Annotated in this window: 12 protein-coding genes; 7 read left to right on the forward strand and 5 right to left on the reverse strand. The window is 70.4% G+C overall.

The window, feature by feature from the left end; all coding sequences use genetic code 11:
• Window positions 1-83 precede the first annotated feature (83 nt).
• Window positions 84-1,970, forward strand: a complete 1,887-nt coding sequence (locus tag ACQGNW_RS02090) for an LTA synthase family protein (protein WP_426661408.1) — start codon at window positions 84-86, stop codon at window positions 1,968-1,970.
• Window positions 1,971-2,130: 160 nt separating this feature from the next.
• Window positions 2,131-2,544: a hypothetical protein gene (locus ACQGNW_RS02095; protein WP_426661409.1), complete on the forward strand. Its 414-nt coding sequence runs from the start codon at window positions 2,131-2,133 to the stop codon at window positions 2,542-2,544.
• A gap of 203 nt (window positions 2,545-2,747) precedes the next feature.
• Here ACQGNW_RS02095 and groL read toward each other — a convergent pair whose 3' ends face one another.
• Both groL and groES read right to left on the reverse strand, forming a co-directional pair.
• Window positions 2,748-4,394 (reverse strand): chaperonin GroEL, encoded by a 1,647-nt coding sequence (groL, locus tag ACQGNW_RS02100; protein WP_426661410.1) that lies wholly within the window; start codon window positions 4,392-4,394, stop codon window positions 2,748-2,750.
• A 104-nt stretch (window positions 4,395-4,498) separates the two neighbouring features.
• Window positions 4,499-4,792, reverse strand: a complete 294-nt coding sequence (groES, locus tag ACQGNW_RS02105) for a co-chaperone GroES (RefSeq protein ID WP_049623107.1) — start codon at window positions 4,790-4,792, stop codon at window positions 4,499-4,501.
• Between the two features lie 248 nt (window positions 4,793-5,040).
• Here groES and cutA point away from each other — a divergent pair, with 248 nt between their 5' ends.
• Complete coding sequence (cutA, locus tag ACQGNW_RS02110) at window positions 5,041-5,367, forward strand: divalent-cation tolerance protein CutA (RefSeq protein WP_426661411.1); 327 nt, start codon at window positions 5,041-5,043, stop codon at window positions 5,365-5,367.
• On the opposite strand, the gene ACQGNW_RS02115 is transcribed toward cutA, so the two are convergent.
• The 3 genes from ACQGNW_RS02115 to pdxR all read right to left on the reverse strand — a co-directional run bounded on the left by ACQGNW_RS02115 (window position 5,331) and on the right by pdxR (window position 8,386).
• Entirely contained in the window at window positions 5,331-5,798 is a 468-nt protein-coding gene (locus ACQGNW_RS02115) for a cupin domain-containing protein (RefSeq protein ID WP_426661412.1), read from the reverse strand. The two genes, cutA and ACQGNW_RS02115, sit on opposite strands and share 37 nt — an antisense overlap.
• Window positions 5,795-6,835 carry a TlpA family protein disulfide reductase gene (locus ACQGNW_RS02120; protein ID WP_426661413.1) on the reverse strand — a complete coding sequence of 347 codons (1,041 nt, stop codon included), beginning with the start codon at window positions 6,833-6,835 and terminating at the stop codon, window positions 5,795-5,797. The genes ACQGNW_RS02115 and ACQGNW_RS02120 overlap by 4 nt, the downstream gene beginning before the upstream one ends.
• A gap of 99 nt (window positions 6,836-6,934) precedes the next feature.
• Entirely contained in the window at window positions 6,935-8,386 is a 1,452-nt protein-coding gene (pdxR, locus tag ACQGNW_RS02125) for a MocR-like pyridoxine biosynthesis transcription factor PdxR (RefSeq protein ID WP_426661414.1), read from the reverse strand.
• Between the two features lie 383 nt (window positions 8,387-8,769).
• Between pdxR and ACQGNW_RS02130 the strand changes: the two genes are divergently transcribed.
• The 4 genes from ACQGNW_RS02130 to accB all read left to right on the forward strand — a co-directional run bounded on the left by ACQGNW_RS02130 (window position 8,770) and on the right by accB (window position 12,755).
• The gene (locus ACQGNW_RS02130; RefSeq protein ID WP_426661415.1) at window positions 8,770-10,989 is read left to right on the forward strand and encodes a protein-disulfide reductase DsbD family protein; all 2,220 of its coding nucleotides are present in this window, start codon (window positions 8,770-8,772) and stop codon (window positions 10,987-10,989) included.
• 73 nt (window positions 10,990-11,062) lie between these two features.
• Window positions 11,063-11,641 carry a TlpA family protein disulfide reductase gene (locus ACQGNW_RS02135; RefSeq protein ID WP_426661416.1) on the forward strand — a complete coding sequence of 193 codons (579 nt, stop codon included), beginning with the start codon at window positions 11,063-11,065 and terminating at the stop codon, window positions 11,639-11,641.
• A 150-nt stretch (window positions 11,642-11,791) separates the two neighbouring features.
• Window positions 11,792-12,235, forward strand: a complete 444-nt coding sequence (gene aroQ, locus ACQGNW_RS02140) for a type II 3-dehydroquinate dehydratase (RefSeq protein ID WP_426661417.1) — start codon at window positions 11,792-11,794, stop codon at window positions 12,233-12,235.
• A gap of 61 nt (window positions 12,236-12,296) precedes the next feature.
• Window positions 12,297-12,755 carry an acetyl-CoA carboxylase biotin carboxyl carrier protein gene (gene accB, locus ACQGNW_RS02145; protein ID WP_426661418.1) on the forward strand — a complete coding sequence of 153 codons (459 nt, stop codon included), beginning with the start codon at window positions 12,297-12,299 and terminating at the stop codon, window positions 12,753-12,755.
• Window positions 12,756-12,757: the final 2 nt, after the last annotated feature.

Raw genomic sequence — 12,757 nt, forward strand, 5'->3', positions numbered from 1 at the left:
CCCCGGCCGCGAGCATCAAGCGGGCGGCCGTCCGAGGCCGCACTCCCCGACCACCCCATGACAACCGAGCCCCCGGTTACGCCATGACGCCACCCGTTGTCTCCGCCCCGCGCCGCGTGGTTCCGCGCGCCGCCCTCGTCCTGGCGATGGCGCTGGCCTTCGTGCTGCTCACCGGGCTGCTCGACGGCGGCAAGGGCGTGCTGCCCCTGCGCCTGCTGGACCAGCCGCGCTTCCCCGTCGCCAACGCCTGGCCTGGCCTGCTGTCCGCCGGCCTGCTGCTGGCGATGACGCGTCGCCTGCTGCTGTCGTTCGGGCTGGCCTACCTGTTGCAGGGGCTGATCTACGGCGTCAACGCGCTGAAGGTGGCGAACCTCGGCATCCCGCTGCTGCCGGCGGACTTCCGCATGGTGGGCCAGCTGCGCAAGGGCGGCATGCACCTGCTGGCCGGCTATCTGCCGCACAGCCCGTGGCCATACCTGGCCCTGGCCGCTGGCGTACTGATCCTGGTGGCGATGTGGCGGCTGGAGCCGCCGCTGTTCGCGCGCCGCACCGGCGGCAAGCGGCTCGCGGCCGGCGGCGCGCTGGCCCTGCTCCTCGGCAGCCTGCTCGGCGGCTGGGGCGGCTGGACGACGGTCTACAACGGCCGCGTGCTGTGGCTGGAGCCCTGGTCAGCCGCCTCCACCCGCCTGCACGCCGGCCTGCTCAGCGAGCTGGTGATGTTCCACCTGCAATACAACAAGCAGAAGCCGAAGCCCGACCGCGCGGTGGCCGAGCAGCTGATCGGCCAGTCCGCGGCGGCGCTGCGCCGGCACGTGCATACACCGAACGCCGCCGTGCTGCCCGACATCGTGGTGGTGCAGAGCGAGTCGTTCTTCGACCCCTCGATCATGAAGGGCTACGCGCATGTCGACCTCACGCCCAACCTGCGCCGGCTTGCCGCGCACGGCATCAGCGGCGCGCTGCACGTGCCCACGTTCGGCGGCGGCACCATCCGCACCGAGTTCGAGATGCTCACCGGGCTCTCGCTGCGCTACTTCGACAATCTGCAGTTCCCCTACCTGCAGATGAACCACAAGCTGGTGCCCAGCCTGGTGCACGTGCTGGACGAACACGGCTACGAGACGGTGGCGGTGCACGGCAACGATCCCACGTTCTGGAACCGCAACACCGCGTTCAAGGCGCTGGGCTTCCAGCGCTTCGTGTCGCAGTCCGCGTTCCCGACCGACGCGCCGAACGACGGCAAGTACATGGCCGACAGCGCGATGACCGACGAGATCATGCGCCAGCTCAAGGACAGCGGGCCGCCGCAGTTCGTCTTCGCGATCAGCATCGAGGCGCACGGCCCCTACGACGTGGACCCGAAGGACACCGCCGCGCGCGACGCGATCGCGGTGCCCGCCGGCATCGAGGGCAAGAACAAGCGCGAGCTGCAGAACTACCTCTACCACATGCGTCATGCCGACGAGGAACTCGGCCGCCTCGCCGCGCTGCTCGCCAAACGCCAGCGTCCTTCGCTGCTGCTGTTCTACGGCGACCACCTGCCCGCGCTCACCGACAGCTACCGCATCGACGGCTTCGTCGACGGCGGCAACATGCTGGCGCAGGCCGGCACCTGGCTGCTGGTCGACCCGCATGCCGCGGGCCGACCTGTGCATGAAGACACGGCTTCGTGGCTGCTCCCCGGCAGGCTGCTCGCCGCCGCCGGCATCCACGACGATCCCTACTTCGCGCTCACCGAACTGGTCGGCCCGCCGCTCGCCGCGCTGACCCGCGCCCCCGGCGCCCCGCAGCCGGACGAGGATGCTGCCACCCGCCGGCTCGACCGCTCCATGGCCAGCGTCGAGCAGCTGCGCATGACGCGCAAGCTGCAGCCGATCCTCGCCAGGATCGTGGGACCGGTGGCCCCGGCCTCCATGGCGCACGCCCCCTCGCCCACGCCGACCGCCGCGCTGATGTCCGCGCGCCCCTGATCCGCGCATCGCGCACGCAGGCATCTTCGGCAAGCGCGGCCTTGAACGGGTTCTGAAGGTGCGCACGGCGAATTCAGGCGACAGCCAGCGGCCGATTCCTAGCGTTGTTCCCGCCGCGACGCCATGCGTACGCGGCGTTCCCATCCCGGAGGTGTGCCTGATGAACAAGACGACCCTGCTTGCTGCCCTCGTCGCCTCGACCGGCCTGCTCGCTCTCCCCGCCTTCGCGCAGGACGCCAGCGCCGGCGCGAGCGCCAAGACATCCACCAGCGCCGACGCCGGCTCGCTCATCAACGGCGCCACGCAGACCGCCGCGCAGGCCACCGGCGCGGTCGGCAACACCTTGCACAAGACCGGCGCAGCCGCGCACCCGGCTGCCCACAGGGCGAGGCACTCCGGCAAGATGGCCGTCGAGAAGACCGAATCCGGCGCGGGCGACGCGGCCGGCCCGGTCACCGGCGCAGCCGGCGGTTCGGCCGGCGTGGGTGCCGGCGCCAGGATCGGCGCGGGTGCCGTGGGCGCCAGCGTCGGCGTGAAGACCGATGCGAAGGTCGACGCCGCCGCGGGCCACTGAGTCTGCGTCGTTCCGTGAGCTATGCGGCCCCGGGAGGCAACTCCCGGGGCCGTGTGGCTTCAGCGGCACAGCTACGGCGCGGCCAAAGAAAAACCCCGCCGAGGCGGGGTTTTTCGTGTTGCGCAGCTCTTGTCGAGCAGTGCGGCCGTGGATGACCGCTTGGTCGACTCAGGCCATCGGGGACGATGGCGCGGATGAGGGCATCAGAAATCCATGCCGCCCATGCCGCCCATGCCGCCGGCGCCGGGGCCGCCGTGGTTGTGCTCTTCCTTCTTCGGCAGCTCGGCCACCATCGCCTCGGTGGTGATGGCGAGGCCGGCCACGGAGGAGGCGTACTGCAGCGCCGAGCGGGTGACCTTGGTCGGGTCCAGGATGCCGAACTCGATCATGTCGCCGAACTCGCCGGTGGCGGCGTTGTAGCCGAAGTTGCCCTTGCCTTCCTTGACCTGGTTGACGACCACGCTGGACTCGCCGCCGGCGTTGAACACGATCTCGCGCAGCGGGGCTTCCAGCGCGCGACGGGTGATCGCGATGCCGAGGTTCTGGTCCTCGTTGTCGCCCTTCAGGCTCTCGATCGCCTTCAGCGCGCGGATCAGCGCCACGCCGCCGCCCGGCACCACGCCTTCCTCGACGGCCGCACGGGTGGCGTGCAGGGCGTCTTCGACGCGGGCCTTCTTCTCCTTCATCTCCACTTCGGTGGCGGCGCCGACCTTGATGACGGCCACGCCGCCGGCCAGCTTGGCCACGCGCTCCTGCAGCTTCTCGCGGTCGTAGTCGGAGGAGGTCTCTTCGATCTGCGCCTTGATCTGCTTGATGCGGGCCTGGATCTTCTCGGCCTCGCCGGCGCCGTCGATGATGGTGGTGTTTTCCTTGGTGACCACGACCTTCTTGGCGCGGCCGAGGTCGGCGATGGTCGCCTTCTCCAGCTGCAGGCCGACTTCCTCGGAAATGACCTGGCCGTTGGTGAGGATGGCCATGTCTTCCAGCATCGCCTTGCGGCGGTCGCCGAAGCCCGGCGCCTTGACGGCGGCGACCTTGACGATGCCGCGGATGGTGTTGACCACCAGCGTGGCCAGCGCCTCGCCCTCCACTTCCTCCGCCACGATCAGCAGCGGCTTGCCCGCCTTGGCCACGCCCTCGAGGATCGGCAGCAGCTCGCGCACGTTGGAGACTTTCTTGTCGTGCAGCAGGATGAAGGGATCTTCCAGCTCGACCTGTTGGCTCTGCTGGTTGTTGATGAAGTACGGCGACAGGTAGCCGCGGTCGAACTGCATGCCCTCGACCACGTCCAGCTCGTTCTCCAGGCCCGAGCCTTCCTCGACGGTGATCACGCCTTCCTTGCCGACCTTCTTCATCGCGGTGGCGATGATGTCGCCGATGGCGGCATCGGAGTTGGCGGAGATGGTGCCGACCTGGGCGATCGCCTTGTCGTCGGCGGTGGGCTTGCTGAGCTTCTTCAGCTCGGCGACGGCAGCGATCACGGCCTTGTCGATGCCGCGCTTCAGGTCCATCGGGTTGATGCCGGCGGCGACGGCCTTCATGCCCTCGCGGATGAACGCCTGGGCCAGCACGGTCGCGGTGGTGGTGCCGTCACCGGCGTTGTCGGAGGTCTTGGAGGCGGCCTCCTTGACGATCTGCGCGCCCATGTTCTCGTAGGCGTCGGCCAGCTCGATCTCCTTCGCCACGGACACGCCGTCCTTGGTGACGGTGGGGGCGCCGAAGCTCTTCTGGAGCACGACGTTGCGGCCCTTCGGGCCCAGGGTGACCTTGACGGCATTGGCGAGCGTGTTCACGCCCTTGAGGATGCGCGAGCGGGCGTCTTCGCCGAAGCGGACTTCTTTAGCGGCCATAAAATTTTTGCCTCAAAATTTTTGAAATTAAGGAAAGGGGGTTTGTCGTTTCGAGAGCGTTGCCGGAGCAAGTTTCTGGCGACGAGCGAGCGCGATCGACGCGCTCAGCCCTCGATCACCGCCACGATGTCGTCTTCCTTCAGGAAGACCAGCTCTTCGCCGTCGATCTTGATTTCCTGGCCGGCGTACTTGCCGAACAGCACCACGTCGCCTTCCTTCAGGCTCATCGGACGGACGTTGCCGTCTTCCAGGATGCGGCCGGTGCCGGCGGCGATCACCTTGCCGCGGGTGGGCTTCTCGGTGGCGCTGTCGGGGATGACGATGCCGCCGGCGGAGACGCGCTCCTCTTCCAGGCGCTTGACGATGACGCGATCGTGCAGCGGACGCAGTTTGCTCATGGGTGGCTCCCAAGCTAGGTGGTGGAATGTGGTTTGAGGACTGACAGGCCGGCCCGGGGGACCGCTGTTAGCACTCACCGTAGATGAGTGCCAATTCTAGCGATGCAAGCCCCCGCCGCAAGAGGCGGCGAACCCGATGCCACGCGGCCCGGCCTTGGGGACAGCCAATGGGGCGGTCGCGACCGGGTTTCAAGAGGCAGCCGCCGCCTCTGCTACCGTGGGGTGTCCGCAGCACCGCGATCGCCGCCATGCCCGACCCCGCCGTCCTGCTTTGCCTGTGCACCTGCCCCGATGCAACCAGCGCGCAGCGGCTGGCCGAGACCTTGGTGGGCGAGCGGCTGGCCGCCTGCGTGAACCGCCTGCCCGGGATCCACTCCACCTACCGCTGGCAGGGCGCGGTAACCACCGACGCAGAGGAGCTGCTGCTGATCAAGACCACCGCTGCCCGTTTCGAGGCACTCAAGGCGCGCCTGCTGCAGTTGCACCCCTATGCGCTGCCGGAACTGGTCGCCGTACCGGTGGAGCACGGCCACGCGGCTTATCTGGATTGGGTCCGTGCGGGGACCGAAAGCTGATTCGCAGCCGGGTCCGACGTGCCCGGGTGCGGCCCTGGCGCCAGGATGAAGATCACCAGCATGCTTGCCGGTTCGCTGGCGCTGGCGTTGCCGCAGATCACGTGGCGAACGCCCGCCGGCTCGAACCAGCCCTCACCCGGACCGTAGACGCGCAACGACCCTCCCGCGAGCCGGCCGCGGATGCGGCCGGACAGCACGTAGGCATAGACGTCCCTGCCATGCGCATGCGGCGGTGTGGACTGGCCCGGTGCGTAGGTGACGCGGATCGCCTCGAGTCGCCCTCCCCGCAGGCTGCTGCTCAACGGGGCCGAGAGCAGCGCCTGTTCGGTCGCCGCCAGGCCGCGGCCGGGCAGCATCGCCGCGGCTGCAGCAAGGAACGCGGCCAGGCATGGCACAGCGCCGGCGCGACGCGGAACGGCTGCGCCGCTCATTCAACGCGCCCGAGCGTCTCGAGTTCCGCGCCCAGCCGCGGGTCCACGCCTTCGACGCGGCGCACGATGCGGCCCTGCGCATCGAGCACCAGCACGGTCGGCACGTGCATCACGCGGAACAGGCGGAACAGCCGGCCCGAACCGTCCAGCGCCAGCGGCACGGCCACCTGGTATTTGCGCTGCCAGGCCCGCAGATCGTCCCGCCCCGTCCACAGGTTCGAGGCGACGCCCAGCCAGCGCACGCGCACGTCGTGCGACAGCGCGGCCATCTGCTCCCGCGCTGCACGGCAACTCGCGGCAAGCGCCGGCCGGCTGCCCACGCGCCGCTCCGCCAGATAGGTCTCGCACCACGGCGACAGGAACACCAGCACGGTGGGACGTCCGTCCGGCGCGCGCAGCGGGAACGGCACGCCGTCCAGCGTGGACACCGTCAGCGCGGGTACGCGGTCACCCGCCGCGAGCGGCCGTTCGACGGCATGGCCGGCCACGGCCCTCGCCATCACCATCGGCGCAGGCGGCTCGGCGCGCGCGCTGCGCAGTGCCGCGTCCAGCTTCGCGTTCGCCTCGTGGCCAAGAAAGAGGATGCGGCCGTCGCGGCCGATCACCACGTGCTGCGGCGTCACGCGCAGGTGGAAGGCCGTGCCCGCCGCACCGTCCGCATCGAACACGATCGGCATGCGCGAATCCAGCCCCAGCGCGCGGCGGTATTCGCGCACCGCGGCCACGCTGTCGTCGAAGCCCACGTTCACCGCGATCACGGCCAGATCCTGGCCGGCCTGGGCGTAGACCTGCTTCAGGTGCGGCATCTGCTGCCGGCAGGGGACGCACCAGGTGGCCCAGAACTCCAGGTAGACCGCCTTGCGACCGTACAGGCTGGCCAGGTCGATGGTCTGGCCGTCGATGGTCTTCAGCACCAATGGCGGCGCCGGCTGCCCAAGCAGGCCGCGCGCGGCGGCCTGCGCATGCTGCTCGCCGGTTTCGGCGCGCAGCGAGGCACTCAGGAAGCACAGCAGGATCAGCGAAAGCAGGGCGCGCACGACGATCTCCGGGACCTAAAGGTGCGTGCATGGTCGTCGCGGTGCGCCCCGGCGATAAGGGCCACTTCACGGCAATTACGGGGAACCACCGCGCGACACTCAACCGTCGATCAGCCGGGCCACGCGGTATACCGCCCGGTCGATGTCCGGCGCATCGATCATGCCGAAGCCGAAGGCGATCCCGTTCGGCGCCGTGGCCTCGTGCGCATAGGCACACAGCGGCTCGAGGTGGATGCCGCCGGCGGCGGCACGCGACGCCAGCGTCGCGGCGTCGACGCCGGCGGACAGGCGCGCCGCGAGATGCAGGCCCGCGGCGGAGGGCCATGCTTGCAGCCGGCCGGCGCCGTGGCGCGCCAGCGCGTCGAGCAACGCCGTGCGTCGCGTCGCGTACACCTTGCGCATGTGCCGCACGTGCCGCACCAGGTGTCCCTCGGCGATGAATGCGGCCAGCGTGTCCTGCGCCAGCACGTCGCCGTGCCAGTCGGCCAGCTGCTTGGCGTGGGCCAGCGCCGCGCGCAACCATGACGGCGCGACCGCATAACCGATGCGCAGGGCGGGAAACAGGCACTTGGAGAACGTGCCCACGTAGCAGACGCCATCGTCGCGATCCAGCGTCTGCAGCGCATCCAGCGGCCGGCTGCCGTAGCGGAACTCGCTGTCGTAGTCGTCCTCGATCACCAGCGCGCCGCGCGAGCGCGCGAAGGCGAGCAGCTGGAGCCGGCGGCGCGGCGACATCGCCACGCCGAGCGGAAACTGGTGCGAGGGCGTCGTGTAGACCACGTCCGTGTCCGCGGGCAGGCATTCCACCACCAGCCCTTCCGTGTCCACCGGCACCGCGACCACCTGCGCACCGGCGGCGGCGAACGCGGCACGCAGCGGCGGGTAGCCCGGATCCTCCATCGCCAGCACGGTCCGCCCCGGCGTCACCAGCACCCGCGCCAGCAGGTCGAAGGCCTGCTGCGCGCCGCTGGTGACGATCACGTCGGCCGGCTCGCAGGCTACGGCGCGCGTGAACGAGATGTGGCGCGCGATCGCCTCTCGCAGGGCCGACCGCCCCGCCGCGGCGGCGTACAGGGGCGGTGCCTTCGACAGCTGGCGCAGGGCGCGCGCGGACAGTCGCCGCCATATCTCGTACGGAAACCCGCGATTGTCCGGAATGCCGAGACGGAAGTCGTGTTCGGCCCCTCCCGGCGACATCGGCGGGGGCACGGCATCGAAGCCGCGCCAATGCGGCGCCAGCCTCGCTTCGGGTCCCGGCACGCCGCTCCTGGCGCGCGGCGCATCGCGGCGCGCGGCGAGATCGGCCACGTAGCAGCCTGCGCCACGCCGCGCCTCGAGATAGCCCTCGCCGAGCAGCAAGTCGTAGGCCGCCACCACGGTGTTGCGCGAGATGTCCAGCGCCAGCGCGAGCTCGCGCGTCGCCGGCAGCCGCAGGCCGGGTCCGAGCCGGCCGTCCAGGATCGCCGCGCGCAGCTGCCCGTGCAGTGCCTGCAGCCGCCGGCGCGAGCCGCGCCCGGGCAGGTCCAGTGGAAACTCGAACGGATGCCGCATCACGTCCTCGATCGGAAATTGGCCCACAAGATTTGTCGCAATGCGGACCTTTTGCAAGACCGGAAGGTAACCTAGCCTGATCCCGGACGAAGGCCCCTTCGACACCCGACCGCCATAGCCCCCATCCGATCCGGCCAGCGAGACCACCCGGCATGAAGCAGTCCGATTTCGCCGCGCCGTTGCCGTTGGACGTCGCGCGGGGCAGCCGCCTCCTGCGCGTGCGCGGGAGGGCGGCACCTTCGACCGCCTGCCACCAAGCCGATCCGCGCGGCGGCGGCGCCAGCGACGCCGCCACAAGGCCGCATCCGCAAGCACGGCACTGCCGCTGCGCCATAATCCCCAATCGACCGCGCCCCGGTGCGGTCCAAGACGCTGGAGTTGCAATGCGCACATTCCGTTTCGCCCACGCGACCATCTTCCTGTCGCTCCTGCTGCCTCTGCTGTTTGCGCATGCCGCGTCCGCGCAAACGCAGGACGACAACATCCTGCCGGTGACCGAGGCCTACAAGCTCGGCACGGACGCGAACACGCCCGGCACGCTCAAGCTGCACTGGACGATCGCGCCGGACTACTACCTCTACCGCGGCCGCATGAAGTTCACCGCCGGCCCCGGCGTGACGCTGGGCGAGGCGCAGCTGCCGCCCGGCGAGAAGCATGACGATCCCTACCTCGGCCCGGTGGAGACCTACCACCATGGCGTCGACGCCAGCCTGCCCTACACCGTGGCACCGGGCACCACGCGCCTGCGGGTGGACGTGCAGTACCAGGGCTGCCACGAGGTGGAGCCGAAGATCTGCTACCCGCCGCACACCGAGCACCTCGACCTGCCGCTGCCGGCCGACGCCGCGCCGTCGTCCGCCACCGGCAACGGGCTGGGCAACGCGCTGCAGCAGCTCGGCGGCGGCGTGCCGGCCGGCACGCAGTCCGCGCCCCTGCCGCCGGAACAGGCCTTCCGGTTCACCGCGGTGGCGCAGGACCCGCAGCACCTGCTGCTGCGCTGGACGATGCCGAAGGACTACTACGTCTACCGCGACCACATCGCGCTGCGCCTCAAGGACGCTGGCGGCCTGAAACTCGGCGCGCCCGCGTGGCCGGCCGGTGGCGTGGTGCACCAGGACGCCCAGCTCGGCCCGGTCACCGTGTACTTCGGCGACCTCGAACTGCCGGTGGCGATCGAGGGCGACACCGCGGGCCATCACCGGCTGACACTGGAAGCGAGCTTCCTCGGCTGCCAGGACGGCGGCGTGTGCTATCCGCTGATGACGCGCGACGTGACGGTGGACCTGCAAGGCGGCGCCGCGGCGAATGGCGGCGCCGCGCCCGGCGCGCCCACGGCGACGAGCACGGGCGACGCCTCGAACATTGCCGCAGCGTCGCCCGCCGGTCCGCTGCAGACCAGCCTGTTCACCGCGCTGCTGCTGGCGCTGGGTGGCGGCCTGATCCTCAACCTGATGCCCTGCGTGCTGCCGGTGCTGTCGCTCAAGGCGGTGGGCCTGCTGGAAAGCGGCGAGAGCCCAGCGCGTCGGCGCCGCCACGCGCTGGCCTACACCGCCGGCGTGCTGGCGAGCTTCGCGGCGCTGGGGCTTGGCATCCTCGTATTGCGCTCTGCCGGCCACGCGCTGGGCTGGGGCACGCAACTGCAGCAGCCGCTGCTGGTGGCTGTTCTGGCCTGCGTGATCTTCGCGCTGGGCTTGTCGATGTCGGGCGTGGTGCAGTTCGGCGCCACGCTGGGCAATGTCGGCGGCACGCTGGCGAACCGTGGCGGCGCAGCCGGCGACTTCTTCACCGGCGTGCTCGCCGTGGTGGTGGCCAGCCCCTGCACCGCGCCGTTCATGGGCAGCGCGCTGGCGTATGCATTCGCCGCGCCGGCGCTCGATGCGCTGCTGGTGTTCCTCGCGCTGGGCGTGGGCCTGGCCCTGCCCTTCCTCGCCGTTGCGTTCATCCCCGCGCTGGCGCGCTGGCTGCCGAAACCGGGGCGCTGGATGGAGACGCTGAAGCAGGTACTGGCCTTTCCGATGTACCTCACCGCGGCGTGGTTGGCCTGGGTACTGGCCAACCAGCGCGGTGCCGACGCGGTGGGCCTGCTGCTGGTGGCGATGGTGCTGCTGGCGCTGGTGCTGTGGTGGTTCGAACGCAGCCGGGGACGCGGCCCGCTGCGCTACGTGCTGACCGCCGCGCTGGCGTTGGCCGTGCTGGCGCCGCTGTACCTGCTGGCGCACATGCCGGCCGCAACGGCGGGCACCATCGCGGCACAGCAAGGTACCGTGCCCTACAGCGCCGCGAAGCTGGCCGAACTGCGCGCCGCCGACACGCCGGTGTTCGTGGACATGACCGCCGACTGGTGCATCACCTGCAAGGCCAACGAGCACGCAGTGCTGGATGGCGCGGCGTTCCGCGCCGCGCTCGAGCGCGCGGGCGCGGTCTACATGAAGGGCGACTGGACGAACGAGGACCCGGCGATCACCGCCTTCCTGCAGCGGTACCACTCGCCGGGAGTCCCGCTGTATGTGGTGTTCCCGAAAGGTGGCGGCGCGGGGCGGCAGCTGCCCACCGTGCTGACAACGACGCTGGTGGAGCGGGCACTGGCAGAGGCGGCGCGGTGAACAGGCCGCTCACGGTCCGCCTTCGCGCCCTCCCCTGCCGGCGGGAGAGGAGTGAACGCGGCGGCAGCGGCCCGTGCTGAGCCGCGACAACCTCGTCATTCTGGGGGTGGCGGTGCTGGCCGCCGCGCTGGGCGGCTGGCTGCAGCACGAGAGCCGGCTGGCCCATGCGCCGGCTGGCGTGGCCGTGGCGCGGGTCGGAGAGGCTGCTCCCGAGCTGGAACTGCCGGATCTGCAGGGACGTGTGCACCGGCTGGTCGATTACCGGGGGCGCCGGGTGCTGCTGAATTTCTGGGCCAGCTGGTGCGGGCCATGCCTCGATGAACTGCCTGCGCTGGACGAGGCCCAGCGCAGGTCCGGCAATCCGGGAGCGGTCGTGCTGGGCATCGCGATGGATGAGCCGGCGCGTGTCCGCGCTTTTCTCGCCATCCATCCCGTGCGTTTCCCGATCCTGCTGGGCCGGATGAAACCACCCAGCACCTCGCTGCGGTGGGGCGACCGCGGCGAGGTCCTGCCTTACAGCGTGTTGATCGGCGCCGATGGGCGCGTGATCGCCACCCATCGGGGTCCGCTGGATGCAGCCACGCTCGGCCGTTGGCTCATGGGGAGTGCGGCCGAGGATGGCCGCCCGTCCGGTCTTCGCGCCCGGGGTTGATCGCAAGAATTGCCTGCGCATACGTCGGCGCACGGAGAGTGATGCACTTCTCCTTGGAACATCGCCGATCTGCGTCGAACTGGACAACATCCGCAACAGCGCGCACACTGCGCGCGTTCCGGGCCATCCGGACGCCGTCGAAGGTATGGTGTGGCGAAGATCCTGGTCCTGCACGGGCCCAACCTCAACCTGCTGGGCACACGCGAGCCGGCGATCTACGGCCACGACACGCTGGCCGACATCAACGGCCGGCTGGCCGCGCAGGCCAAGGCTGCCGGACATCAGCTCGACTGCTTCCAGTCCAATGCCGAGCATGAACTGGTCGGCCGCGTGCAGCAGGCGCGCGGCGAGCAGGTGGCGATGATCCTGTGCAACGCCGGCGCCCTCACCCATACCAGCATCGCGCTGCGCGACGCGTTCGCCGCGGTGGCGATTCCGTTCATCGAGGTGCACCTGTCCAACGTGCATGCGCGGGAGCCGTTCCGGCACCACTCCTACCTCGCCGGCATCGCGGTGGGCCTGATCTGCGGCTTCGGCGCCGACAGCTACCGCCTGGCGCTGGACGCTGCCATCGCGCGACTGGCGCCACGCTGAGCCGCCGCCCTTTTCCCTTTCCCGGCCGCCCACGGGCGGCCCATGACATGAAGGCCATCCCATGGATCTGCGCAAGATCAAGAAGCTGATCGACCTGCTCGAGGAGTCCAACCTCGCCGAACTGGAAATCAAGGAAGGCGAGGAAGTGGTGCGGCTGTCGCGCGTGCCCAAAGGCGGCGTGACCGTGGCCGCGCCCGCCCCGGTCGCCGTGGCGCCCGTCCCAGCCGCCGCGCCCGCTCCCGTCGCAGCCGCCGAGGCGGCGCCCGCCGCCGACGCGCTGCCGGCCGGCCACGTGGTCAAGGCGCCGATGGTCGGCACCTTCTACGCCTCGGCCACGCCGGGCGCGCCCGCGTTCGTCAAGGTCGGCCAGCAGGTGAAGGCCGGCGAGACGCTGGGCATCATCGAGGCGATGAAGATGTTCAACCAGATCGAGGCCGACATTTCCGGCACCATCCAGGCGATCCTGGTCGAGAACAGCCAGCCGGTCGAATTCGACCAGCCGATGTTCGTGATTGCCTGAGG

Origin of the sequence: Rhodanobacter aciditrophus (genome assembly GCF_050026795.1) — a bacterium.
Lineage (GTDB): Bacteria > Pseudomonadota > Gammaproteobacteria > Xanthomonadales > Rhodanobacteraceae > Rhodanobacter_A.

What these genes read in the sequence shown, in the direction of transcription:
- ACQGNW_RS02090 (WP_426661408.1), top strand. Translation starts at nt 84, where the DNA reads ATGACGCCACCCGTTGTCTCCGCCCCGCGCCGCGTGGTTCCGCGCGCC.
- ACQGNW_RS02095 (WP_426661409.1), top strand. Translation starts at nt 2,131, where the DNA reads ATGAACAAGACGACCCTGCTTGCTGCCCTCGTCGCCTCGACCGGCCTG.
- groL (WP_426661410.1), bottom strand. Translation starts at nt 4,394, where the DNA reads ATGGCCGCTAAAGAAGTCCGCTTCGGCGAAGACGCCCGCTCGCGCATC.
- groES (WP_049623107.1), bottom strand. Translation starts at nt 4,792, where the DNA reads ATGAGCAAACTGCGTCCGCTGCACGATCGCGTCATCGTCAAGCGCCTG.
- cutA (WP_426661411.1), top strand. Translation starts at nt 5,041, where the DNA reads ATGCCCGACCCCGCCGTCCTGCTTTGCCTGTGCACCTGCCCCGATGCA.
- ACQGNW_RS02115 (WP_426661412.1), bottom strand. Translation starts at nt 5,798, where the DNA reads ATGAGCGGCGCAGCCGTTCCGCGTCGCGCCGGCGCTGTGCCATGCCTG.
- pdxR (WP_426661414.1), bottom strand. Translation starts at nt 8,386, where the DNA reads ATGCGGCATCCGTTCGAGTTTCCACTGGACCTGCCCGGGCGCGGCTCG.
- ACQGNW_RS02130 (WP_426661415.1), top strand. Translation starts at nt 8,770, where the DNA reads ATGCGCACATTCCGTTTCGCCCACGCGACCATCTTCCTGTCGCTCCTG.
- accB (WP_426661418.1), top strand. Translation starts at nt 12,297, where the DNA reads ATGGATCTGCGCAAGATCAAGAAGCTGATCGACCTGCTCGAGGAGTCC.